The organism is Parashewanella sp. 2210YD4-3, assembly GCF_056591735.1.
Genome location: NZ_JBWQOG010000004.1, coordinates 143,771 through 165,224, shown reverse-complemented (window position 1 = coordinate 165,224; position 21,454 = coordinate 143,771). Strand labels below are relative to the sequence as shown.

Sequence of the window (21,454 nt, the reverse complement as noted above, 5' to 3'; positions counted from 1 at the left end):
TATGGTGTTAACAGGTTCAATTATGGCAACAGCTACAAGGTTATTTGCAAACAGTCATGAGTATGCTAAAGCTATACCTATGACATTAAAATCACCCCCCCAAGATTTAGAGCAGTTACTTTTGGATGTTGCGTTAAAACGCGATAAAAATGCGTTTTCCCAATTATTCAAATTATTTGCTCCCAAAATTAAGTACCACGCTCAAAGTAAATTAGGTTGCCAATATGCTGCCAATGACATTGTGCAAGAAACCATGACCAATGTTTGGCGTAAAGCTCATTTGTTTAACCCTAACAAGGGAGCGGTTAATACTTGGGTGTATACCATCATGAGAAATGTGACTTTTGATGCTCTGCGTAAAATCCAAAGTAACCGCGAAGATGTTGTTAGTGAGGATATTTGGCCGCTGATAGATATTGAGACAGTAAAGCCGATGGATGAAGAAGATCATCTCTCAACCAAACTATTAATGAATCATATTCATCAGTTATCTCCTGAGCAGCAAGCTGTGGTAAAAGGCATTTATTTTAGTGGTATTTCTCAAGAACAATTAGCAATACATCTTGATTTACCTTTAGGGACAGTCAAATCAAGGTTAAGGTTGGCGATGGCAAAGCTCAAAGCAATAGGAGCACACCTATGATTAATTATCATCCAGACTCACAGCTACTTACATCTTATGTGAGTGGTGAATTGATGACTTCATTTAGCTGTGCGGTTGCGATACATCTTGAAAAGTGCCCTAGCTGTCGACACAAAGCCGAAAGTTTCATTGAGCAAGAAGCCTGTCATGCTTTTCAATTTGAAGAAAGCAATGAAGATAGCTCAGAGTTTGACGGAATGCTTAATGCTATCTTGTCTGATGATGGTATCGATACAGCGCCAATCAACTATTTAAAGCAAATGGAAATCGGGGGTGAGCAGTTCACCTTGCCAAGAGCCTTATCCAAGTTAAGTTTTGGTAAGGCTAGCTCTATTGGGAAAATATCTCGCTCAAGAGCAAAGTTGGATGAAGGCTCAGTAAGAACCAGTCTGATGCACATTGAAGCAGGTGGCAAAGTGCCGCAGCATACCCATAAAGGTTATGAGCTAACGCTAGTGTTAAGCGGTAAGTTTAAAGATGAATCTGGTGAATACAGCGAGGGAGATTTTATTTTTCTCGAAGGGGAACACAAGCATCAACCTGTTTCTGTAAATGGCTGTCTTTGCATGACAATTGTTAGTGACTCTCTTCACTTCACTCAAGGCATTAATAAGTTACTCAATCCAATAGGAACTTATATTTATTGATTTCAAGTATCACGAGTGTTTAACCAAAGGAGCAAAGGTGTAAACGACAATAGAAGCGCGCATCCATGTGCTGACGACCGTGACGTCCTGTCACGGACGGTTGTCTTATTACACCATTGCTCCCTGATGCACTTTATCCGTTCATCCGTATATCGGATTTATATTAATCATTGATCTGCTCGTTAAGTTGTCGCGTATTGAGCTGTTACTACCCATTGATAAAGACTGAGTTTGGGTAGATGACAAGGAGCTAAGATGTCTGCACAACTTGATAATTCATCCAACCCCATTTGGCTCAACAATGTTGTTGAGCTTTATCAAACTCTTACCAAGCAAGAACTTCACAAAATTTTAGATGTTTATCATGAAGATGTCGTATTTCGAGATCCTATTCATCGTGTCGTCGGTGTCGATGAACTGCATGAATATTTCCAGACCATGTACAAGAATACTACTTCATGTGAATTTGATATCTACGAGACTTTTTTCGACGAGCGCAATGCAGCTTTGTATTGGAAGATGACCTTTACGAATCCCAAAATCAATCGTGGTAACCCCATTTTGGTTGAAGGGCATTCATTGATTCGAGGGCAAGGGGATAAAGTCATTTATCACCGTGATTATTACGATGTTGGGGAAATGGTATATGAGCATGTTCCTCTACTAGGATTTATGGTACGCAAGCTAAAAAGGTTCATCGGGAAATGCAAAAAGTCTTAATTACGGGAGCTTCTTCAGGTATCGGTGAGGCTTTGTATCATCAATATCACATTCAAGGTCATCATGTCATCGCTTGTGGTCGCGATGCTCAAAAGTTGAATGACTTAATTAAAGGTGATTCAAACAGCTTTGCGTTGGCTTTTGATGTGACGGAACATCAGAAAGTAAAAGAAGCAACCCAAGATATCGACCAGTTAGATATTTTGCTTTTAAACGCTGGGGACTGTCGATACATAGATAATGCCAAACATTTTGATGCAGATGTGTTTAAGCACAATATCGAAACCAATCTTATTTCTGTTGGCTACCTATTAGAGAGCTTACTGCCTAAATTAAAGCATGGTGGGCAACTGGTATTAGTGAGTTCTAGTGCAACGATATTGCCATTTCCTCGGGCTGAAGGATACGGTGCTTCCAAAGCAGGCATGGATTATTTAGCCAAAAGCCTAATGATTGATCTAAAGCCATTCGGAATTAGTGTCAGTTTAGTCCATCCAGGTTTTGTGAAAACGCCACTTACCGATAAAAACGACTTCCCAATGCCTTTTTTGATTGATGCTGAACAAGCGGCACAAGCAATTTTTGCCGGCGTATCAAAACGTAAGCGTTACATTCATTTTCCTAAACGTTTAACCCTGCTATTAAAAGTATTTTCACTACTGCCTTTTGCTTGGTGGAGTAACATCATTTCAAGGAATGCTAAATGAAAAAAAATATTGCCATAATAGGAAGTGGCATATCTGGGTTAACTGCGGCGTATTTGTTAGCTAAAAAGCATCAGGTTAGTGTTTTTGAAAAAGCAGACCGTATTGGTGGACACACTGCAACAGTAGACGTTGAAGTGAATGAAGAAGTCTATGCAATTGATACAGGCTTTATTGTATTTAATAACAAAACCTATCCGAATTTTTTAAGACTTTTGTCAGAGCTTGGGGTTGATAAGCAAGAAACGGAAATGAGTTTCTCTGTTAAACACGCTCAAACAGGGCTTGAATATAACGGTCACAACCTTAATACCTTGTTTGCTCAGCGACGCAATATTCTCAACCCTAAGTTTTGGGGATTGATCAGGGAAATTTTGCGATTCAACAAACACTGTAAACAACTTTATGCAAGTGATGACTTCAGTGCTTCACACACCCTCGGGGAATTTTTATCTCAACACAAATTTAGTGACTATTTTTGTCAAAACTATATTTTACCTATGGGAGCTGCCATTTGGTCATCATCATTAGATGATATGCGGCAGTTTTCGCTGCGTTTCTTTGTACGCTTTTTCCATAATCATGGTTTGCTGAATATTACAGATAGACCACAGTGGTATGTGATCCCTAAAGGCTCTCGAAGTTACTTAGCTCCTTTGATCGAACCATTTAAAGATGGCATTCATCTCGGCCAGAATATTAAAGGGATAACCCGCCGTAATAACAAGGTGCAATTAATCTTTGAGAATAAAAGCCTTGAGTTTGATGAAGTTGTCATTGCTTGCCATTCAGATCAGGCCTTAGCTCTACTCGATGATGCAACAAAACTTGAAAGCGAAATCCTAGGTAGCATTCCCTATCGCAGCAATGATGTGGTGCTTCATACTGATTCAGATATTCTTCCTCAGCGACGAAAAGCGTGGGCGAGCTGGAATTATCAGTTGGGATTATCGAGCAAGCGCCCAGCGTGCGTCACTTATAATATGAATATCCTTCAAGGGCTCAAAAGTGACACCACCTTTTGTGTGACTCTTAATCAAACAGACCGTATTGATCCATCTAAGATATTAGGTCGCTTTAACTACCACCACCCTGTTTATTCCATTGATTCGTTAGCTGCACAGCAACGCAAAAATGAGATCTGCGGCATCCAGCATACGCACTTTGCTGGAGCCTATTGGTATAACGGCTTCCACGAAGATGGAGTTAAGAGTGCGGTCGAGATGGCAAAGCGTTTGGGTTGTGACTTCGATGAATAAACTTAATTTTTCAAGTATTTACCAAGGCTCGGTTTATCATTCTCGATATAAACCCAAGCCCCATCATTTTGACTATTCGTTATATATGATGGCGATTGATCCTGATGAAATGGCGGCTGGCGATGTTGACTGTTGGCCATTTGGTAAGCGCTGGTATCACCCTATGAGGTTCTGTGAAAAAGATTATTTGTGTGATGATCTGGGCTCACTTACTCGGCGTATCAAAGACAAGGTAAAAGCCTTAGGTGGTGAGAAGCCAATCAGCCGAGTGCAGATGTTGGTTCAGCTTAGGTGTTTAGGTTTGTATTTCAGTCCAGCTAATTTTTATTTTTGCTATGACAATAATGGTAAGTGTCACTATACCTTGGTGGAAGTCAGCAACACGCCATGGAATGAACGCCATTATTATTTGGTAGATATGAAGTTTATTGAGTCGGAACAAACGCAAAAGGCCTTTCATGTCTCGCCTTTTATGGATAACGACATGAAATACCGATGGGCGATTTTGCCACCAAACCTTAACAAAGAAGATGTATTAATAAAAATACAAAACTGGAACGAATTCGAGTTAGGTAACCCTAAAAAACTGTTTGAAGCTGGAATGTTTCTCAGAAAAACACCAATAAATCGAAAGTCGTTAATTAAGTTATGGCTGTGTGTGCCAATGATGACCTTAAAAGTCCTATTCGGTATCTACTGGCAAGCGTTTCGACTGTTTTTAAAGGGAACACCAATAACCACTTATCAAAAACAGAATAAGGTGACTAAGGATCAGTAATGGATAACATTGTAACTTCAAATATCACCAAACCAACATGGCTGCAAAATCGTTGTCGTGATTTTATATTTAAGCAGTTGGCTCAGTTACCCGATGGCGAGCTTAGTCTCGAAGAGCCTGATTCAACGAAACATAGATTTGGTCAGTGTCGAACCGAACAATGCTTGAATGCTGAGATAACTATCCATGATTGGAGCTGTTATCGAGACTGGGTGATCAAAGGGAGCATTGGCGCTGCAGAAGCATACATTGAGAACAAATGGTCGACATCGAATTTGACTCAAGTGATCCGTTTGTTTGCTAAAGCCCAAAAGATTACTGATAAGTTAGAGTCCAAACAAAGCTGGTGGAGCCAAATAAGCCAAACGTTATCCCACTGGGCAAATAAAAATAGCTTAGCGGGTTCTAAAAAGAACATCATCGCTCATTATGACTTAGGCAATGAGCTTTATACCCGTTTTCTCGACAAAGAAATGATGTATTCAAGCGCCATCTATCCAGATTCCAATGCCACATTGGAACAAGCACAGCTCAATAAGCTTGATGCAATATGTCAAAAGCTAGATTTAAAGCCCTGTGACCACTTGCTCGAAATCGGAACCGGGTGGGGAGGGTTAGCGGTTTACGCTGCAAGTCAGTACGGCTGTAAAGTAACCACAACCACGATTTCAGAAGAACAGTTCGCTTATGCAGAGCAGCGTGTAAATGAGTTGGGTTTGCAAGACAGGATTACCTTGCTTAAACAAGATTATCGTACGCTGGAAGGTAAGTTTGACAAATTGGTATCCATCGAAATGATTGAAGCGGTTGGGTATCACTATCTACCAGAATTTTTCAAAGTATGTAATGACCGATTAAAACCCAATGGAAAAATGCTGATCCAAGCGATTACGATTGCAGATCAGCGATTCGAATCCTACAAAAATAGCGTCGACTTTATACAAAAGTATATTTTCCCCGGTGGATTTTTACCTTGCATAGCGGAGATGACAGCATTGGCACAGAAAAAAACTCATCTCGTTGTCGAAGGAGTGGAAGACATAGGTCTTCACTATGCTAAAACCTTAGCCCATTGGCGTGAACGGTTTTTACAGCGATGGCATGAGATAAAGCGTCACGGTTACGATGACACATTTAAGCGGTTATGGCTGTATTATTTCGGCTATTGTGAGGGTGCTTTTTTAGAACGTTCAATCAGCACTGTACAAATGGTACTAAGGAAGTAGCATGAAAAAAGCACTGGTTTTCATACTTTCAATTTGGTTAACGGCCTGTAGCAGCACTTACCCAAATCAAACTGTGTTGCAAGAAACGTTGCCTAGTATGAAAGGGGAAACGTTGGATAAACGTAGCGTTAAGATCCCTAATGACTTCAATGATCCGCAAACCTTATTGTTGATTGGTTATCTAGGGCCTGTTGCTCTTTCAGGCTTGAATTTTGTGCTATTTGAGCACTTTCCTGTTCAAGGCGTGGGCAGTGAAGCTTAGCCATCTAAGTAAGCTGCTCACAACAAAGAGCAGGGAGTGCTCAAAAGCATCGAAGACAGCATAAATTGGTCACTTCTGCTGCGTTATCGTTTGTTTATGTGGAATAACCACATCGCACAAACTCCGCCTTGCATAAGATAACCAATTTATCGCTGCAAAAATAAGCACGAAAGATCAACAGGCCCTATAAGCCAGTCAGTTCGATATAGATCGCTGGATGATAGGATTAAATGAGCTAAACATTGAGGTACCGACTTATGAGCTAGCCGCCGCGGCTGGTGTTATGCCAAATATTTTTCAGGGTTTTATCAACAATGGCATGAGAAAAGGGATCCCTAAAGAGTTATGGAAAGGCGTGGTTACTCTATATGATGACGCTCATATCATGCAGAAGTTTACTGGTAACCATAATCCCAATAATGCACGAGTGATGTTAATTGATGGTAATGGAAAGGTCTTATATTTCTACGACCGAGGTTTTTCAGTCAATGCATTGAAAGCATTACAAGTTAAGATGAATGAGTAGTTTGTATGTAAGTTAACTCTCTTGCTTGACTCCAAAATTGGTTGAGTATTCAAAAAGGGAAGCCAGATTAGCTTCCCTTTTTTTGGGAGTTGGATACTATATTTTCAATTTAAACTGTTTTGCGCTTTCTTCTAATTGTCCAGCCATGTCCAATAAGTGCTCGGCAATCGCAGCGGTGCTTTCAGCGTCCTTAGAAGTAGTCTCAGTTGAGTTAGCAATTTCTATTACGTTATTGTTGATAGATTCAGCTACTCGGCTTTGCTCTGAAGCTGCCGTTTCCATTTGAGCATTCAGCTCACAAATTTCGTCTACAGCATCTGATATTTGCTTTAGTTCAACCGCGACACTTTGTATTGATTCGACTTGTTGCTGTGCAAGTTCGGAAGCGGTATTCATAACGGCCACACAATCCGATGTTTCTTCTTTTAAGCCTTCAATAGTACGACGGATATCTTCAGTTGATTCTTGCGTTCGAGAGGCAAGGGTTCTCACTTCATCTGCCACTACTGCAAAACCGCGCCCTTGCTCTCCTGCTCTAGCGGCTTCAATGGCTGCGTTAAGAGCAAGTAGGTTAGTTTGTTCCGCAATACCCGAAATAACAGATAGAACAGCCGCTACTTCATCTGTTCGCTGATCGAGCTGTTGGATTCTCATCGCTCCGTGCTGTACTTCTTGGCTTAAACCTTCAATGGCACTCACTGCGTCATGAGTTTGGCTTTCTCCATGAGTTGCTAGAGAGTTGGTTTTTTGAGAGTGTGATGCGGTACCCTCAGCATTGCATCTCACTTGTTCTGCAGAAGCGGCCATTTCCGTCATAGCTGTCGCCATTTGGTCGGTATTGTACTTCTGTGCTTGGACTTCTTTTTTGGTGGTATTGGCAACCGAGTTAATATCAATTGCAGACTGTGTTACCTGTTGGGCGTTAGATACTACAGAACATAAAGTATCATTAATTTGCTTAACCATTTGGTTAAATGCTGTCGAAACCGCTCCAATCTCATCTTCACGATTATCTTTGAGTTGAAGGGATAAGTCTGATGTGTCAGAAATAGTGCTCATTACATGGCGCAAACTTCTTAAACGGGCAATGACCACTCTATTCAAAATATAGGCGGTAAAAATAAAGGCAATAAAAAATAAAGCAAGCTGAACAAGTCCAGTTGTCCATAATGTTCTACTTAAAGCTTTGTCTTCGGCGGCCAGAGAGTAGTCGATTCTTAACGCACCTAGTTGAGTATTTTCTGGAACTTGATGACAGCCTAAGCAATTCACACCTTGGTAGTTTGACTGGGCCAGAATAGGCTCGATACGGGTTAATACTCTGCCATTAGGTGTTTTACGAATTTCGTTAATGACTTGCCCATTAATTCCCCGCTGATCTAACGTATCTTGGACTTGTTCACTCGCTAAACCTGAGCCAAAAACCTTACTTAACACTGGTGAACGAATGATACGAATATCGTTAATTTCGTCCTCTGCTATTAGCCGCTCGCGAATCATTTCTCTATTATTGATGCTACCTGTAAGCATCATGGCATTAAGGGAGTCAAAATAAGACTTTGTCACACTATGGGTGTGTTGTTGAGCAAACTCTTCTAGATTTTCCCTTTGGGTGCTGGCATTAAACCAAAAGGTGAACACCAAGACTGTCAAAAAAATACACGCCAAACAAAGAAGGACTAGAGAGCGAATCGACAGGGTACTCTTCATATTATTGCTTTAAAAATTCGAAATCGTAATTGGTTATCGGCATCGCCTAAGAGTTTATTAACTAAATTTTGTGAACTAATGCACAATCGATTAATCCTTGCGCAACTAGCCAAATTTACCTCTTTTTGGCTCATTCCTTGCTTTTAACTCTTTATTATTAAAAAGTGTCAAACATTGGTTTTTGAATGAATGCCGTATTAGGTCGATTTAAGCAGTTAAATGCAGCGAATATTAAAGGGATCGGGACACCCATTCTTGTATTAGCAGCGATGGCGATGATTATTCTGCCAATGCCTCCGTTGCTGCTCGATACTTTATTTTCTTTTAATATCGCATTGGCTTTAGTGGTCATGTTAGTTGCTATTTATTCTAATCGACCATTGGATTTTGCGGCATTCCCAGCAGTGTTGTTGGTGGCAACTTTGTTACGACTTGCTCTAAACGTCGCATCAACTCGTGTGGTTTTACTTGAAGGTCATAACGGTGGTGATGCCGCAGGTAAAGTTATCGAAGCCTTTGGTAATGTCGTAATCGGTGGTAATTATGCCGTTGGTTTAGTGGTGTTCATCATTCTTATTATCATCAACTTTGTGGTGGTAACTAAAGGTGCTGGTCGAATTGCTGAGGTAAGTGCTCGCTTTACACTCGATGCAATGCCAGGTAAGCAAATGGCCATCGACGCTGATTTGAATGCAGGTACTATCGATCAAGACCAAGCACGAATTCGTCGAAGTGAAGTGACCCGAGAAGCCGATTTCTATGGCGCGATGGATGGTGCATCTAAATTTGTAAAAGGTGATGCAATTGCTGGGATCATGATTCTTATCATCAATATTCTTGGTGGTTTTGTTATCGGTATGGTGCAGCATGGATTGGATTTTTCTAGTGCTGTTGAAATCTATACCTTGCTTACCATCGGTGATGGCTTGGTCGCGCAAATTCCTGGTTTGTTACTTTCCATTGCTGCAGCACTAATGGTGACTCGCCAAAATGAATCCGGTGATATGGGTTCAATGATGATGAGTCAGATGTTTGACAATCATAAATCTTTAGCTATTGCAGCCGGTTTGTTGACAGTTATGGGCTTAGTTCCCGGTATGCCACACTTAGCATTTTTAAGCTTTGGTTTGTTTACTGGTGGCGCCGCATATTTTATATATCGTCGTAATCAACAACGTTTGAAAGAAGCAGAAGAATTGGCTAATGCCGAAGCTGTCGAACCTCAGCAATCTGAAACTAAAGAGCTAGGTTGGGATGATGTTCGTCATGTAGATGTTATTGGACTTGAAGTTGGTTACCGCCTGATCCCATTAGTGGATAAAAACCAAGGTGGTGAATTGCTAAATCGCATTAAAGGGGTGCGTAAAAAGCTGTCTCAAGAATTTGGCTTCTTAGTTCCTGCTGTACATATTCGTGATAATTTGGATTTATCTCCAAACAGTTATCAAATTTCGTTAATGGGAGTCGTCGTAGGTGAATCTGATATTCAGCACGATTGTGAGCTAGCCATTAACCCTGGTCAAGTTTACGGGCAGCTTGATGGTAGCGTAACGAAGGATCCGGCTTTTGGTCTAGAGGCCGTTTGGATTAATCCTCAGCAGCGAGAGCATGCTCAAACATTGGGTTATACCGTAGTCGATGCTGCAACTGTTGTGGCAACTCATATCAGCCAACTATTAACCAACAATGCAGCCAAACTACTTGGCTATGAAGAAGTGCAGCAATTATTGGATATTCTGAAAGAGAATTCTCCAAAATTGGTGGATGGATTTATTCCTGAAGTGTTGTCTCTTGGTGTTGTTGTAAAAGTAATGCAAAACCTACTTGAGGAAGGTGTTTCAATTAGAGATCAAAGAACCATTATTCAGACTTTGATTGAATACGCACCTAAGAGTCAAGATACCGAAGTATTGACAGCAGCAGTACGTATCGCATTGAAACGAATGATTGTGCAAGAAATTGCCGGACCTGAACCTGAAGTACCCGTCATAATATTGGCTCCAGAGTTGGAACAGATGTTGCATCAGTCTATGCAGGCAACAGGTGGTGATGGGCCAAACATTGAGCCGGGCCTTGCAGAACGCATGCAGCAGTCGCTAACAGACGCTGCACAACAGCAAGAGCTAATCGGTCAGCCCGCCATATTGTTGACATCAGGAATGTTACGCTCGACGTTATCGAGATTTGTTAAGCACACCATTCCAAGTTTAAGAGTCATTTCCTATCAGGAAGTGCCGGATGAGAAACAAATCCGAATTGTGTCGGCCGTCGGTCAATAGAGGAAGTAACCGTGAAGATTAAACGATTTTTTGCTAAAGATATGAGAAGTGTTCTTGCCCAAGTTAAAGAAACTTTGGGGGCCGATGCCGTGATTATGTCCAATAAAAAAGTAGAAGATGGAATCGAAGTGGTTGCAGCTGTGGATTATGATGAACCACAACCCAATATCCCTCAGCCAACTGCGGCACCGACTAAGGCCAAACCACAGTCTGGATTCAGAAGCTTGTTAGATGATAAGGTTTCACTGGGGCAAAGACGTAAGCCAGCCACTAAAGAACCTCAGCAACAATCAGCTTCCGCTGACTCATTGCAAGCGATACTTGAGCGCCAACATTCCAAGCTGCAACAACAAAAGCAACAAAAACAAGAAGACTTGGAATTACCAGCATGGGCTCGTGGAATGGAAAACGTTGCCCAAAAACAAACCAAAGCCGCCACGTTCACGCCAAGTCCAGAAAAAAATAAAGCGGCTTCAGCTAGCAATAATGAAATGCAACAGATGCGAGATGAGTTAGCTTCTCTGCGTAACTTATTAACCCATCAAGTTTCTAGCCTGTTGCACGAACAAAAGCAGCGAGTTGATCCTATTGGAGCAATGCTGGAAACAAAACTAATTGAAGCTGAATTCACTATGCCAATAGCTAAACAGCTAGCAGAATTAGCATCACATTATTCACCTGCCGAATTGGTGAGCGTTCTACCTCAAAATTTAGCAAATTTACTCGACAACCAAGGCGATGATATTGTAAAACGTGGCGGAGTCGTAGCGTTAGTAGGTCCTACTGGAGTTGGAAAAACCACGAGCTTAGCGAAAATTGCAGCCAGATTTGCAGCGATGCACGGCAGTGACCAAGTGGCGTTAATTACTATGGACCATTATCGTATTGGAGCCTATGAGCAACTAGCCACTTATGGCAAAATTATGGGGTGCCCAGTAAAACTAGCTCATGACTTACCAGAGTTGGAACAAATACTCTATCAATTTAGAAATCGTAAACTAATATTGATAGATACAGCGGGTATGGGGCAAAGAGATCTGCGTCTATATCAACAATTAGACAACTTAGCAGAAAATAAACGCATACCTATTCGCAATTATCTGGTATTGTCTGCAACATCCCAGCGTCGAGTGTTGCAAGAAGCGGTAGAGCATTTTCAGCGTGTTCCATTAGCTGGTGCAATATTAACTAAATTAGACGAATCGGTTTCATTAGCTGGAGCCTTGAGTGTAGTGATTGAAAATCAACTCTCTCTTGGTTACGTGACAGATGGACAGCGAGTTCCTGAAGATATGCATGTGGCAGATTCTTTAAAATTAGCCAAACAAGCATTGTCAGTTTTAGATGAATCCAATCCTGATTTCGTACATAATACGAATTCTGACTGGGAAGTTCGACAAAACGAACACTACCAACATTAATGACAGATTTAATAGCAGGTAAAGCGAATAAATTCGCTTTGGCAGTTTGAGTAAAGCTATGACCCAAGATCAAGCAAGCGGTTTACGTATGATAAATCAACCTAATAATGAAAAAGTGAAAGTTATTGCTGTAAGTGGTGGTAAAGGTGGTGTTGGTAAAACCAGTGTTTCCATTAATACTGCAGTGGCTTTAGCTGAAAAAGGCAAGCGAGTACTAGTACTAGATGCTGATTTAGGTTTGGCTAATGTCGATGTCATGTTAGGTATCCGTGCTGAAAAAAACCTTTCCCATGTTCTTACCGGTGAAGCCGAATTGGATGATGTTATTGTTCGCGGCCCTAAAGGGATAGGAATCATACCGGCTACATCAGGTTCACAAAACATGGTTGAGCTTACATCTGCTCAACACGTTGGATTGATCCGTGCATTTAGTGAAATGAAAACACAATTTGATGTGCTCATTGTGGATACCGCAGCAGGCATATCAGATATGGTGCTGAGTTTCGCAAGAGCCTCTCAAGACGTGCTAATTGTCGTATGCGATGAACCAACATCTATTACCGATGCTTATGCATTGATAAAAATACTTAGCCGTGAACATGGCGTGTTCCGTTTTAAAATTGTTGCAAACATGGTTCGTTCTCTTAGAGAAGGAATGGAGTTGTTTGCGAAGTTAAGTAAAGTTACCGATCGCTTTCTCGATGTTGCTTTGGAATTAGTTGCCACTGTTCCTTATGATGAAAATGTTCGAAAATCAGTGCGCAAACAAAAGTTAGTTGTTGAAGCTTTTCCAAAATCACCTTCGACCATTGCTTACCACAGTTTAGCCAACAAAATCACCAATTGGCCCATTCCTGAGCAGCCTGGTGGTCACCTAGAGTTCTTTATTGAACGCTTGGTTAAAAGGCCTGAGCAAGAGGACGATGTGAGTGAATAAGGCCGCTGCGTATACTAGTTTTGACGATAGGACAAATGTAGTCGAACAGTATGCTCCACTGGTTAAGAAAATCGCTCACCACCTTCTAGCGAGACTTCCAGCATCTGTTCAACTTGACGACCTATTACAAGCCGGAATGATGGGGCTTTTAGAAGCCTCAGGTAAATTCGACAGCGGTAAAGGTGCAAAGTTTGAAACGTTTGCTGGCATTCGCATACGAGGCGCCATGTTGGATGAAATTCGTCGAGGAGATTGGGTGCCACGGTCGGTTCATCGAAATCAACGTATGGTTGATCAGGTGATAAAGAAGCTTGAGCAAGAATTAGGAAGAGAAGCTTCAGATATTGAGATTGCGGCCGAATTAAATATACCAATTGAAGAATATCACCATATTTTAAATGATGTGGCGACAGGAAAAATCGTTGGTTTTGAAGATTTAGGCGTTTCGCATGACGTGATCCGTGAAGAGCAGCAGCCTGAAGATCGTGCTTTTGATGCTCTATCAGAGCAAAATTTTCAAAAAGCGTTAGTTGAAGGCATTAAACAATTGCCTGAACGAGATGCTTTAGTGCTATCACTGTATTATGACGAAGCTCTTAATTTAAAAGAAATTGGCGCTATTCTTGAAGTGAGTGAGTCAAGGGTAAGCCAAATATTGAGTCAAGCCATGCTCAGGCTTAAAGGTAAGCTGAGAGACTGGACGCAAAATTAAAAAAGCAAAAACTGTATAGTGGCTTATAGATAGCTACTTTTGATTGATGGGAAATCCTTGTTAGATGCGCTACGGCCAGTTTGGATATCCAAATACTAATTGGTTGTTTAACTTTGTCTAATTAAGTTTCCGTTCGCTTTTACCATAAAGATAAGATTACAAAAGCCCTTGGAGGAAACCTTGGACAAGAATATGAAGATACTTATTGTTGATGACTTCTCAACAATGAGACGTATCATTAAAAACTTGTTGCGGGATTTGGGATTTAATAACACCCAAGAAGCCGATGACGGAACCACCGCACTACCTATGCTGCAAAAAGGCGACTTTGACTTTGTGGTCACTGATTGGAATATGCCCGGTATGCAGGGAATTGACTTACTTAAGGCCATTCGAGCTGATGAGAAACTCAAATCTATTCCTGTACTTATGGTGACAGCTGAAGCAAAGCGTGAGCAAATTATTGCTGCTGCTCAAGCTGGTGTTAACGGCTATGTAGTAAAACCATTTACTGCAGCCACCCTAAAAGAGAAGCTTGATAAAGTTTTCGAAAGACTGGGCTAACCTGAGCAAGGACGTTGTATGTCGGAAGAAATATCAGGCCTGATCACTCTTGAGCAGGCGCAACAGCTAGTTGAACTTCTATCTGCAGGAGAGCAACAACAAGCAGATGAAATCATTAAAGAGATTTCGTTGCCTATTCAAAATGAGCTCTACGAGGAAATTGGTAAGCTGACACGTGACCTGCATAGTGCATTGGTCGACTTTCAAGTTGATAGCCGCCTCACTGATTTAACCAATAATGAAATACCTGATGCAAAGGAACGCTTGAATTACGTTATTGATATGACGGAACAAGCCGCGAATAAAACCATGGATGCGGTTGAAGAGTCACTTCCATTGGCTGATGCTTTGATCAGTAACATCAATAATGTCCAACCTGCTTGGGACAAGCTCATGCGTCGAGATATTGATCTTGAGACGTTCAAAAAATTGTGCTTTGACATCCAAGATATGATGCAAAGAAGTGGGCACGATTCCATTAGATTACGAGATTTGCTTAACCAGATACTTATGGCTCAAGACTTCCAAGATATCACGGGACAAATGATCAGACGTGTGATCGAACTTGTTCATGAAGTCGAAAGTAGCTTGGTATCTATGCTAACTCTTTTTGGTGAGCATGCATCAGCAAACTCGGAAGAAAAAAATAAAAATAAAATTGAAGCTGAAGGTCCGATTCTAAATGCCGATACAAGGGATGATGTTGTATCTGGACAAGATGAAGTCGATGATTTGTTATCTAGTCTAGGTTTTTAAAATCTAAGCGTTGGCTTGAGGTGATAATAAGCAGGCATTTGGTACTGCAAGGAGTGTAGGATGGACTTTTCTATTGATGAAGAGATCCTTCAGGATTTTTTAATTGAAGCTGGCGAAATTCTAGAGTTATTGCAAGAGCAATTGGTTGATCTTGAGAATAACCCAGAAGATACCGAACTATTGAATGCCATATTTCGTGGATTCCATACAGTAAAAGGTGGTGCAGGGTTTTTAGGCCTTACTCCAATGGTTGATGTGTGCCATGAGTCGGAAAATACCTTTGACTTGCTAAGAACGGGTAAGCGATCGGTAACTGCTGAGTTAATGGACATCATTTTGCAGGCTGTAGATGCTATCAATGTGATGTTTAATCAAACTCAAAATGGTGAACCGCAGCAAGAAGCGTCTTCGGAATTGCTTTCTCAATTAAAGTTACTTAGTTCAGGCGAGCCTTTGCCTAGTGAATTAGGTGCAGCGCCAGTATCGGCTGAACCTATTATTGAAACTCCTGAGCCAAAGCCAGAACCAATTCCTGAGCCTGAAGCCAATCAAATAGAAGCTATTGATGATATTACCGAGACTGAGTTTGAAGCCTTATTAGATGCTTTACATGGTCAGGGGAAAGCGCCGACATCTTCGGTAACTCAGGAAACCTCTGAGTCAGACCAAAGTGATGATATTTCTGAAGATGAATTTGAAGCCCTATTAGATGAACTTCATGGTACAAACGGCTTTAACGCAAATATAGCATCTACTCTTGAGCAGATCACACCTGATGCAGTGACAGAACAAGAATCTGATGAAATTACAGAAGATGAATTTGAAGCTCTACTCGATGAACTGCATGGTAAAGGAAGTAGTCCTACAGCACAGTCAGACAATTCACCTGCGAGCGCTGAATCTAAAAATAATGTTGAATCAACTCCAAAAGTTGAAGCTTCACCCAAAAAAGAAGAACCCAAAAAACCGATACAGCATCAAGTTGTAGAGAAAAAAGAGGCTGCGAAAAAAGAAGCGCCAGCAGCTCGTGTTGCGGCACCTAAAGGTGAAACAACGGTTAGGGTAGACACTTCACGCTTAGATCAAATCATGAATATGGTTGGGGAATTAGTCTTAGTTCGAAATCGCCTAATTAGTCTAGGTGGAAATCGAGAAGATGAAGCCATGTCTAAGGCGTTAGCAAATTTAGATTTAGTGACGGCCGATCTTCAAGGTGCGGTAATGAAAACCCGCATGCAGCCTATTAAGAAAGTGTTTGGTCGCTTTCCTCGTGTAGTAAGAGATTTAGCTCGTTCTCTGGATAAAGACATCAACCTTGTGATGATAGGTGAAGAAACAGACCTTGATAAAAACTTGGTAGAAGCCTTGGCAGATCCCTTGGTTCACTTGGTTCGAAATTCAGTGGACCACGGTATCGAAATGCCAGATGAACGTGAGGCTAATAACAAGCCTAGACAGGGAACAATAACCCTATCTGCAAGCCAAGAAGGCGATCATATTCTTTTGAAAATTGAAGATGATGGCGCGGGCATGGATGCAGAGAAACTAAAAAAGATAGCTATTAGTCGGGGAGTTCTCGATGAAGATGCTGCAGCAAGAATGTCTGATGAAGATGCTCATAACTTAATTTTTGCACCAGGTTTCTCAACTAAAACCGAAATTTCCGATATCTCAGGCCGTGGCGTTGGTATGGATGTAGTGAAAACCCGAATTGCACAATTGAATGGTACGGTTCATATACATTCGCATCAGGGGCTAGGTACCACGCTGGAAATTAAAGTACCGTTAACGTTGGCGATTATGCCTACTTTAATGGTTGAAGTGGCTAAACAGATCTTTGCACTTCCATTGTCCAATGTTAGTGAAATATTTCATTTAGATTTAACCAAAACCAATGTCGTCGATGGACAGCTAACCGTTATTGTCCGCGAAAAAGCGATTCCACTTTTTTATCTTGAGAATTGGTTACATAGTGAAAGTTATTTCCAACATGGAGAAAAAGAATTTGGACATGTCGTGATCGTGCATATTGGAACCATGCTGGTTGGTTTTGTGGTTGACGCATTAATTGGGCAAGAAGAAGTAGTGATTAAGCCGCTTGGTAAGCTATTACACGGTACACCTGGGATGGCTGGCGCAACGATCACGTCGGATGGCGGCATAGCTTTGATTTTAGATGTCCCTGGGTTATTAAAGTTTTACGCTACAAGAAAATAATAATAAAGAGGTTCAATGGCTATTAAAGTTCTAGTCGTCGATGACTCAAGTTTTTTTAGACGACGCGTGAGTGAGATCCTCTCTCAAGATCCAAATCTTGAAGTGGTAGCCGATGCTCGCAATGGAAAAGATGCATTAGCAAAAGTGGCAGAGTTTAAGCCCAATGTAATCACCATGGATATCGAAATGCCTATCATGGATGGGATCACGGCAGTAAAAGAAATCATGGCCAATAGTCCAACGCCAGTGCTGATGTTCTCATCGTTGACTCATGATGGTGCTCAAGCGACATTAGACGCGTTAGATGCTGGAGCATTAGATTTTTTACCTAAAAAATTTGAAGATATTGCGACCAATCGCGATCAAGCGATTCGTTTATTACAGCAAAAGGTTAAGGCATTAGGTCAGCGCAGGTTGTTTCGTCGTCTTCCGAGAAACAATGTAAAACTAGCTGAGTCAAGTCGAGTAACTAGACCTGTATTAAAGGCTTCAGGTAGTAGCGAAAAGCGAGAAGCTGCTTCGGTTGTTCAGGCGCCATTCAAAGCCAGTGGTAAACAATATAAGGCGCTGGTTATTGGAACGTCAACTGGCGGTCCTGTGGCTCTACAACGCATTTTGACTCAGCTGCCAGCTAATTATCCTCATCCAATATTGTTGATTCAGCATATGCCTGCAGCATTCACTCCAGCATTTGCCTCTCGACTAAATGGTTTGTGCAAAATCCAAGTTAAAGAAGCTGAAAATGGTGATGTAATGAAACCAGGGTGTGCCTACCTTGCACCGGGCGGATTGCAAATGCTGATTGAAAAAAGTGGCGCTTATGGTCGAATAAAAGTGATTTCTGGTAAAGAAGAAATGAACTACAAGCCCAGTGTCGATATTACCTTTGCATCAGTATCTAAAGTGTTTGCCGATAAAGCCTTAGCCGTTGTCCTTACAGGAATGGGGGCTGATGGCCGTGAAGGGGCTAGGCTGCTTAAAACTGCAGGTTCAAGCATTTGGGCTCAAGATGAAGCGAGCTCAGTGGTCTATGGTATGCCGCAAGCAGTAACCCAAGCTGGATTATCGAGTAAATCTATTGCTCTAGAACAAATGGCAAATGCCATTATTAAAGAGACCATGGAACGATAATCATGCCGATACCAAAGTTGTACCTGAATTTGATCATATTTTTATTATCAATCGCTTTGGTATCTGTCGCTGCACTTGCTTTTGAACAATATCAAAAAATTGCTCGAATGGAAGTTGAAGTTGAACAGCTGAAGGCTTCTCAAGTGGTGTTTGTAGTTAGTGATGAGGACTCTGAAACACTTACTCAATGGTTACAAACAAAGCCTGAAAAAATTCAAGAGTGGTTAGCCAAAGCTAAAGGCAAGCCTCAATATTCAGATATTAAATCCGCAAAAGAAGTGGGTGAAGTAAAACCCAGTAGTAAGCATTCTGATATCAAACAGTATGACACACCTAATGGTGGCATCTTGATCACAACGAGAGAGCAGTAGGCTGTAAGGTGAAAGTCTGGACGGTGGCAAATCAAAAAGGTGGGGTTGGTAAGACGACAACAGTAGTCAGTCTTGCAGGTGCTTTGGTTAAACAAGGTAAGCGAGTGCTGATGATTGATACCGATCCTCATGCGTCATTAGGATACTATCTGGGTATTGATTCTGAAGAAGTCCCCGCTTCTTTATATCACTTATTTATTGCTCATCAGTCTTTAACTGAGTCGAAAGTAAGGGCGCATATTGTTCCTACCTCTATTGAAAACTTAGATTTACTGCCCGCTACAATGGCTCTTGCAACCGTGGATAGGCAATTGGGTCATGAAGATGGAATGGGGTTAGTGCTACGAAACATTATTGATACTATTTCAAATCATTATGATTACGCCATTATCGACTGTCCACCAGTGTTAGGCGTTTTGATGGTAAATGCGTTAGCCGCTTGTGATCGTGTTTTAATCCCTGTTCAAACCGAGTTTTTGGCATTAAAAGGGTTAGACCGCATGATCAAAACCCTTGAGTTGATGGGGCGAACTCAACAACAAAGGCATCAATTTGTTGTGATTCCAACTATGTTCGATAAGAGAACCAAAGCCTCACCGTTAGCACTCAGAGAGCTTAAACAACATTACCCAGACTATTTATGGAAGGGATTGATCCCAGTTGATACCAAATTTAGAGATGCCAGTTTAGCGCATATTCCAGTTTCTCATTTTGCTGCCAATAGCCGTGGCATGGTTGCCTATGGCAAGCTATTACAATTTATCGACAAAGAACAAGAGAGAGCATAATGGAACATTCAGACGCTGCCGTGGCGGATTTTTTCTCTCGACTGCTCAAAGAGCCACAAACATCCGCTTTAGAGTTGAAGCCAGAGATTGAGCAAGCAGATGGCCTGTTAGATGCCGAACAAGCACGATTACAACATTTACTCTCAAAAGTACCATCGTCTGATGAACCTGTTGAATCCATAAAAGCAGACGTAACCCCTGTAGTTACAGACCCCGTTTCAACTTTAGATTTAACGACTGTCAAATCAGTTACAAAAGAATCTGAAATTGCGGCCGATAAAGAAAAAGAACACTCATTATTACATCAAAGGTTAGAAAATGAGTTTCAAGTGCTGTTTTTTAAAGTTGCAGGTTTAACTCTAGCTGTGCCACTGGTCGAATTAGGAGGCATTATTCATGAAGTGAAAGTTAATACTTTGCCTGGGCAACCTAATTGGATTAAAGGTGTAACAACCAATCGCGACCAAAAAATTAATGTAGTAGATACAGCAGCTTGGATTATGCCTGAAAAATATGATGATAATTTACAAGCACAAGTCGATTATCAATACATTGTATTGTTGCAAAATAGCCAGTGGGGCTTGGCTTGTGAACAGATTTTAGATGCTGAGTCGATTAGCAAAGAACAAATTAATTGGCGTCAAAATACCGCTAAACGACCTTGGTTAGCGGGCTTAGTGAAAAAGCAAATGTGCGGAATTATAGATGTAGGGGCTTTGGTTGAGCAGCTTGGTTCACAAGGTCGTATAGCAGGCTAACGCTGAAATAGCCTACAGAGTTAGAAAAGTAATAGAGGATATTATGACAGATTCAAATAACCTAGCAGTATCAGCCAGTAACGATGACTCTGTTTTGCAATGGGTGACATTCCGCCTAGATAACGAAACTTACGGCATTAACGTGATGCAGGTACAAGAAGTGTTACGTTATAGTGAAATTGCGCCTGTACCTGGTGCACCGCATTATGTGCTTGGGATTATCAATCTACGTGGCAATGTGGTTACCGTTATCGATACCCGTGCTCGGTTTGGTTTATCCACTGCTGAGGTTGATGACTCAAGCCGTATTGTGATCATCGAAGCTGAAAAACAAGTGATTGGAATTTTGGTCGATAGCGTTGCGGAAGTGGTGTATCTGAAAAGCACTGAAATTGATAATGCACCAAATGTGGGTACAGAAGAAAGTGCAAAATTCATTCAAGGTGTCAGTAACCGTGATGGAGAATTGTTGATTCTCGTTGATCTTGATAAGCTTCTATCCGATGATGAGTGGAATGAAATCGCTCAGTTATAAAAAATAAGAGATAGGCGTTCATGGAAAATGAATTACTGATAGCGGCGCTGTTTTATGCCACCGCTTGTTTGGGCTTGGTACTGTATTTATTGAAACAGTCGGGAAAGCAGCGCAAAAAGCTAGACGCCTTAGCCACTTTGGTCAAAGACAGTCAAAAACAGCGTGATACCTTAAAAAGGGAGCTAGACGAACTAAGAAAAGGAACAATCGGTGTTGGCCGACGCGTTATCGATTTGGAAAAGAAATTAAAACAAAATGAAGCTCGAATTGATGAAGCTGCTCAAGAAGAACCGCAGTCTCGGCTATACACTCGCGCGATGAAAATGGTTGCTCTGGGTGCTGATGTACAAGAAATTGTTCAAGAATGTGAGTTACCTAGAGCAGAAGCTGAACTCCTTATTCGTCTTCACAGCAAATCTGCATAGCCTGAACTCTTCAGGCTAGTTCCAATTTTCGGAATTCAAAGTCCCACTTTGCAAACCTCAAGTTTGATAACTATTCTAGTTAGTC

The 21,454-nt window shown here is 41.3% G+C and carries 22 protein-coding genes and 1 pseudogene; 22 read left to right on the top strand and 1 reads right to left on the bottom strand.

What is annotated here, in order from left to right:
- The first annotated feature begins 22 nt into the window (after nucleotides 1-22).
- From AC1EU0_RS07950 to AC1EU0_RS07910, 9 genes and pseudogenes are all read left to right on the top strand, one after another.
- Nucleotides 23-643 carry a sigma-70 family RNA polymerase sigma factor gene (locus AC1EU0_RS07950; protein ID WP_480301800.1) on the top strand — a complete coding sequence of 207 codons (621 nt, stop codon included), beginning with the start codon at nucleotides 23-25 and terminating at the stop codon, nucleotides 641-643.
- Nucleotides 640-1,290 (top strand): ChrR family anti-sigma-E factor, encoded by a 651-nt coding sequence (locus AC1EU0_RS07945; RefSeq protein ID WP_480301799.1) that lies wholly within the window; start codon nucleotides 640-642, stop codon nucleotides 1,288-1,290. Before AC1EU0_RS07950 ends, AC1EU0_RS07945 begins: the two co-directional genes overlap by 4 nt.
- A gap of 255 nt (nucleotides 1,291-1,545) precedes the next feature.
- Nucleotides 1,546-2,010 (top strand): nuclear transport factor 2 family protein, encoded by a 465-nt coding sequence (locus AC1EU0_RS07940; protein ID WP_480301797.1) that lies wholly within the window; start codon nucleotides 1,546-1,548, stop codon nucleotides 2,008-2,010.
- The gene (locus AC1EU0_RS07935) at nucleotides 1,995-2,717 is read left to right on the top strand and encodes an SDR family NAD(P)-dependent oxidoreductase (protein WP_480301795.1); all 723 of its coding nucleotides are present in this window, start codon (nucleotides 1,995-1,997) and stop codon (nucleotides 2,715-2,717) included. The genes AC1EU0_RS07940 and AC1EU0_RS07935 overlap by 16 nt, the downstream gene beginning before the upstream one ends.
- Entirely contained in the window at nucleotides 2,714-3,973 is a 1,260-nt protein-coding gene (locus AC1EU0_RS07930; RefSeq protein WP_480301793.1) for an NAD(P)/FAD-dependent oxidoreductase, read from the top strand. Before AC1EU0_RS07935 ends, AC1EU0_RS07930 begins: the two co-directional genes overlap by 4 nt.
- The gene (locus tag AC1EU0_RS07925; protein WP_480301792.1) at nucleotides 3,966-4,751 is read left to right on the top strand and encodes a DUF1365 domain-containing protein; all 786 of its coding nucleotides are present in this window, start codon (nucleotides 3,966-3,968) and stop codon (nucleotides 4,749-4,751) included. The genes AC1EU0_RS07930 and AC1EU0_RS07925 overlap by 8 nt, the downstream gene beginning before the upstream one ends.
- A complete protein-coding gene (locus tag AC1EU0_RS07920) occupies nucleotides 4,751-5,977 on the top strand; it encodes a class I SAM-dependent methyltransferase (RefSeq protein ID WP_480301790.1) in 1,227 nt (408 codons plus the stop codon). Before AC1EU0_RS07925 ends, AC1EU0_RS07920 begins: the two co-directional genes overlap by 1 nt.
- A 1-nt stretch (nucleotide 5,978) precedes the next feature.
- The gene (locus AC1EU0_RS07915) at nucleotides 5,979-6,239 is read left to right on the top strand and encodes a hypothetical protein (protein WP_480301788.1); all 261 of its coding nucleotides are present in this window, start codon (nucleotides 5,979-5,981) and stop codon (nucleotides 6,237-6,239) included.
- 193 nt (nucleotides 6,240-6,432) lie between these two features.
- A pseudogene (locus AC1EU0_RS07910) lies at nucleotides 6,433-6,765 on the top strand (hypothetical protein); the annotation flags it as partial.
- A 96-nt stretch (nucleotides 6,766-6,861) separates the two neighbouring features.
- Here the strand turns inward: AC1EU0_RS07910 and AC1EU0_RS07905 are convergent.
- A complete protein-coding gene (locus AC1EU0_RS07905) occupies nucleotides 6,862-8,475 on the bottom strand; it encodes a methyl-accepting chemotaxis protein (protein WP_480301787.1) in 1,614 nt (537 codons plus the stop codon).
- A gap of 185 nt (nucleotides 8,476-8,660) precedes the next feature.
- Between AC1EU0_RS07905 and flhA the strand changes: the two genes are divergently transcribed.
- The 13 genes from flhA to AC1EU0_RS07840 all read left to right on the top strand — a co-directional run bounded on the left by flhA (nucleotide 8,661) and on the right by AC1EU0_RS07840 (nucleotide 21,369).
- Nucleotides 8,661-10,754 carry a flagellar biosynthesis protein FlhA gene (gene flhA, locus AC1EU0_RS07900; protein ID WP_480301785.1) on the top strand — a complete coding sequence of 698 codons (2,094 nt, stop codon included), beginning with the start codon at nucleotides 8,661-8,663 and terminating at the stop codon, nucleotides 10,752-10,754.
- Between the two features lie 11 nt (nucleotides 10,755-10,765).
- Complete coding sequence (flhF, locus tag AC1EU0_RS07895; protein WP_480301783.1) at nucleotides 10,766-12,175, top strand: flagellar biosynthesis GTPase FlhF; 1,410 nt, start codon at nucleotides 10,766-10,768, stop codon at nucleotides 12,173-12,175.
- 58 nt (nucleotides 12,176-12,233) lie between these two features.
- Complete coding sequence (locus tag AC1EU0_RS07890) at nucleotides 12,234-13,112, top strand: MinD/ParA family protein (protein ID WP_480301781.1); 879 nt, start codon at nucleotides 12,234-12,236, stop codon at nucleotides 13,110-13,112.
- Complete coding sequence (locus tag AC1EU0_RS07885) at nucleotides 13,105-13,824, top strand: RNA polymerase sigma factor FliA (RefSeq protein WP_480301779.1); 720 nt, start codon at nucleotides 13,105-13,107, stop codon at nucleotides 13,822-13,824. Before AC1EU0_RS07890 ends, AC1EU0_RS07885 begins: the two co-directional genes overlap by 8 nt.
- A gap of 180 nt (nucleotides 13,825-14,004) precedes the next feature.
- Entirely contained in the window at nucleotides 14,005-14,388 is a 384-nt protein-coding gene (gene cheY, locus AC1EU0_RS07880) for a chemotaxis response regulator CheY (RefSeq protein WP_121837002.1), read from the top strand.
- A gap of 18 nt (nucleotides 14,389-14,406) precedes the next feature.
- Complete coding sequence (locus AC1EU0_RS07875; protein ID WP_480301777.1) at nucleotides 14,407-15,144, top strand: protein phosphatase CheZ; 738 nt, start codon at nucleotides 14,407-14,409, stop codon at nucleotides 15,142-15,144.
- A 60-nt stretch (nucleotides 15,145-15,204) separates the two neighbouring features.
- Entirely contained in the window at nucleotides 15,205-17,361 is a 2,157-nt protein-coding gene (locus AC1EU0_RS07870; protein WP_480301775.1) for a chemotaxis protein CheA, read from the top strand.
- A 15-nt stretch (nucleotides 17,362-17,376) separates the two neighbouring features.
- On the top strand, nucleotides 17,377-18,492 hold the full coding sequence (locus tag AC1EU0_RS07865; protein WP_480301773.1) for a protein-glutamate methylesterase/protein-glutamine glutaminase: 1,116 nt from the start codon (nucleotides 17,377-17,379) through the stop codon (nucleotides 18,490-18,492).
- A 2-nt stretch (nucleotides 18,493-18,494) separates the two neighbouring features.
- The gene (locus AC1EU0_RS07860; RefSeq protein ID WP_480301771.1) at nucleotides 18,495-18,863 is read left to right on the top strand and encodes a hypothetical protein; all 369 of its coding nucleotides are present in this window, start codon (nucleotides 18,495-18,497) and stop codon (nucleotides 18,861-18,863) included.
- Between the two features lie 8 nt (nucleotides 18,864-18,871).
- Complete coding sequence (locus AC1EU0_RS07855; RefSeq protein WP_480301769.1) at nucleotides 18,872-19,651, top strand: ParA family protein; 780 nt, start codon at nucleotides 18,872-18,874, stop codon at nucleotides 19,649-19,651.
- Nucleotides 19,651-20,409 (top strand): chemotaxis protein CheW, encoded by a 759-nt coding sequence (locus AC1EU0_RS07850; protein ID WP_480301767.1) that lies wholly within the window; start codon nucleotides 19,651-19,653, stop codon nucleotides 20,407-20,409. The genes AC1EU0_RS07855 and AC1EU0_RS07850 overlap by 1 nt, the downstream gene beginning before the upstream one ends.
- 43 nt (nucleotides 20,410-20,452) lie before the next feature.
- The gene (locus AC1EU0_RS07845; protein ID WP_480301765.1) at nucleotides 20,453-20,944 is read left to right on the top strand and encodes a chemotaxis protein CheW; all 492 of its coding nucleotides are present in this window, start codon (nucleotides 20,453-20,455) and stop codon (nucleotides 20,942-20,944) included.
- A 20-nt stretch (nucleotides 20,945-20,964) separates the two neighbouring features.
- Nucleotides 20,965-21,369 carry a DUF2802 domain-containing protein gene (locus AC1EU0_RS07840; RefSeq protein ID WP_121836994.1) on the top strand — a complete coding sequence of 135 codons (405 nt, stop codon included), beginning with the start codon at nucleotides 20,965-20,967 and terminating at the stop codon, nucleotides 21,367-21,369.
- Nucleotides 21,370-21,454 lie beyond the last annotated feature (85 nt).

Bases quoted from the DNA above. Each gene is read 5' to 3' on its own strand.
- AC1EU0_RS07850 (WP_480301767.1), top strand. From the start codon at position 19,651: ATGGAACATTCAGACGCTGCCGTGGCGGATTTTTTCTCTCGACTGCTC.
- AC1EU0_RS07940 (WP_480301797.1), top strand. From the start codon at position 1,546: ATGTCTGCACAACTTGATAATTCATCCAACCCCATTTGGCTCAACAAT.
- AC1EU0_RS07840 (WP_121836994.1), top strand. From the start codon at position 20,965: ATGGAAAATGAATTACTGATAGCGGCGCTGTTTTATGCCACCGCTTGT.
- AC1EU0_RS07870 (WP_480301775.1), top strand. From the start codon at position 15,205: ATGGACTTTTCTATTGATGAAGAGATCCTTCAGGATTTTTTAATTGAA.
- AC1EU0_RS07905 (WP_480301787.1), bottom strand. From the start codon at position 8,475: ATGAAGAGTACCCTGTCGATTCGCTCTCTAGTCCTTCTTTGTTTGGCG.
- AC1EU0_RS07860 (WP_480301771.1), top strand. From the start codon at position 18,495: ATGCCGATACCAAAGTTGTACCTGAATTTGATCATATTTTTATTATCA.
- AC1EU0_RS07945 (WP_480301799.1), top strand. From the start codon at position 640: ATGATTAATTATCATCCAGACTCACAGCTACTTACATCTTATGTGAGT.
- AC1EU0_RS07935 (WP_480301795.1), top strand. From the start codon at position 1,995: ATGCAAAAAGTCTTAATTACGGGAGCTTCTTCAGGTATCGGTGAGGCT.
- AC1EU0_RS07845 (WP_480301765.1), top strand. From the start codon at position 20,453: ATGACAGATTCAAATAACCTAGCAGTATCAGCCAGTAACGATGACTCT.
- AC1EU0_RS07925 (WP_480301792.1), top strand. From the start codon at position 3,966: ATGAATAAACTTAATTTTTCAAGTATTTACCAAGGCTCGGTTTATCAT.
- AC1EU0_RS07875 (WP_480301777.1), top strand. From the start codon at position 14,407: ATGTCGGAAGAAATATCAGGCCTGATCACTCTTGAGCAGGCGCAACAG.
- AC1EU0_RS07950 (WP_480301800.1), top strand. From the start codon at position 23: ATGGCAACAGCTACAAGGTTATTTGCAAACAGTCATGAGTATGCTAAA.
- AC1EU0_RS07915 (WP_480301788.1), top strand. From the start codon at position 5,979: ATGAAAAAAGCACTGGTTTTCATACTTTCAATTTGGTTAACGGCCTGT.
- flhA (WP_480301785.1), top strand. From the start codon at position 8,661: ATGAATGCCGTATTAGGTCGATTTAAGCAGTTAAATGCAGCGAATATT.
- AC1EU0_RS07890 (WP_480301781.1), top strand. From the start codon at position 12,234: ATGACCCAAGATCAAGCAAGCGGTTTACGTATGATAAATCAACCTAAT.
- AC1EU0_RS07930 (WP_480301793.1), top strand. From the start codon at position 2,714: ATGAAAAAAAATATTGCCATAATAGGAAGTGGCATATCTGGGTTAACT.
- AC1EU0_RS07865 (WP_480301773.1), top strand. From the start codon at position 17,377: ATGGCTATTAAAGTTCTAGTCGTCGATGACTCAAGTTTTTTTAGACGA.
- AC1EU0_RS07920 (WP_480301790.1), top strand. From the start codon at position 4,751: ATGGATAACATTGTAACTTCAAATATCACCAAACCAACATGGCTGCAA.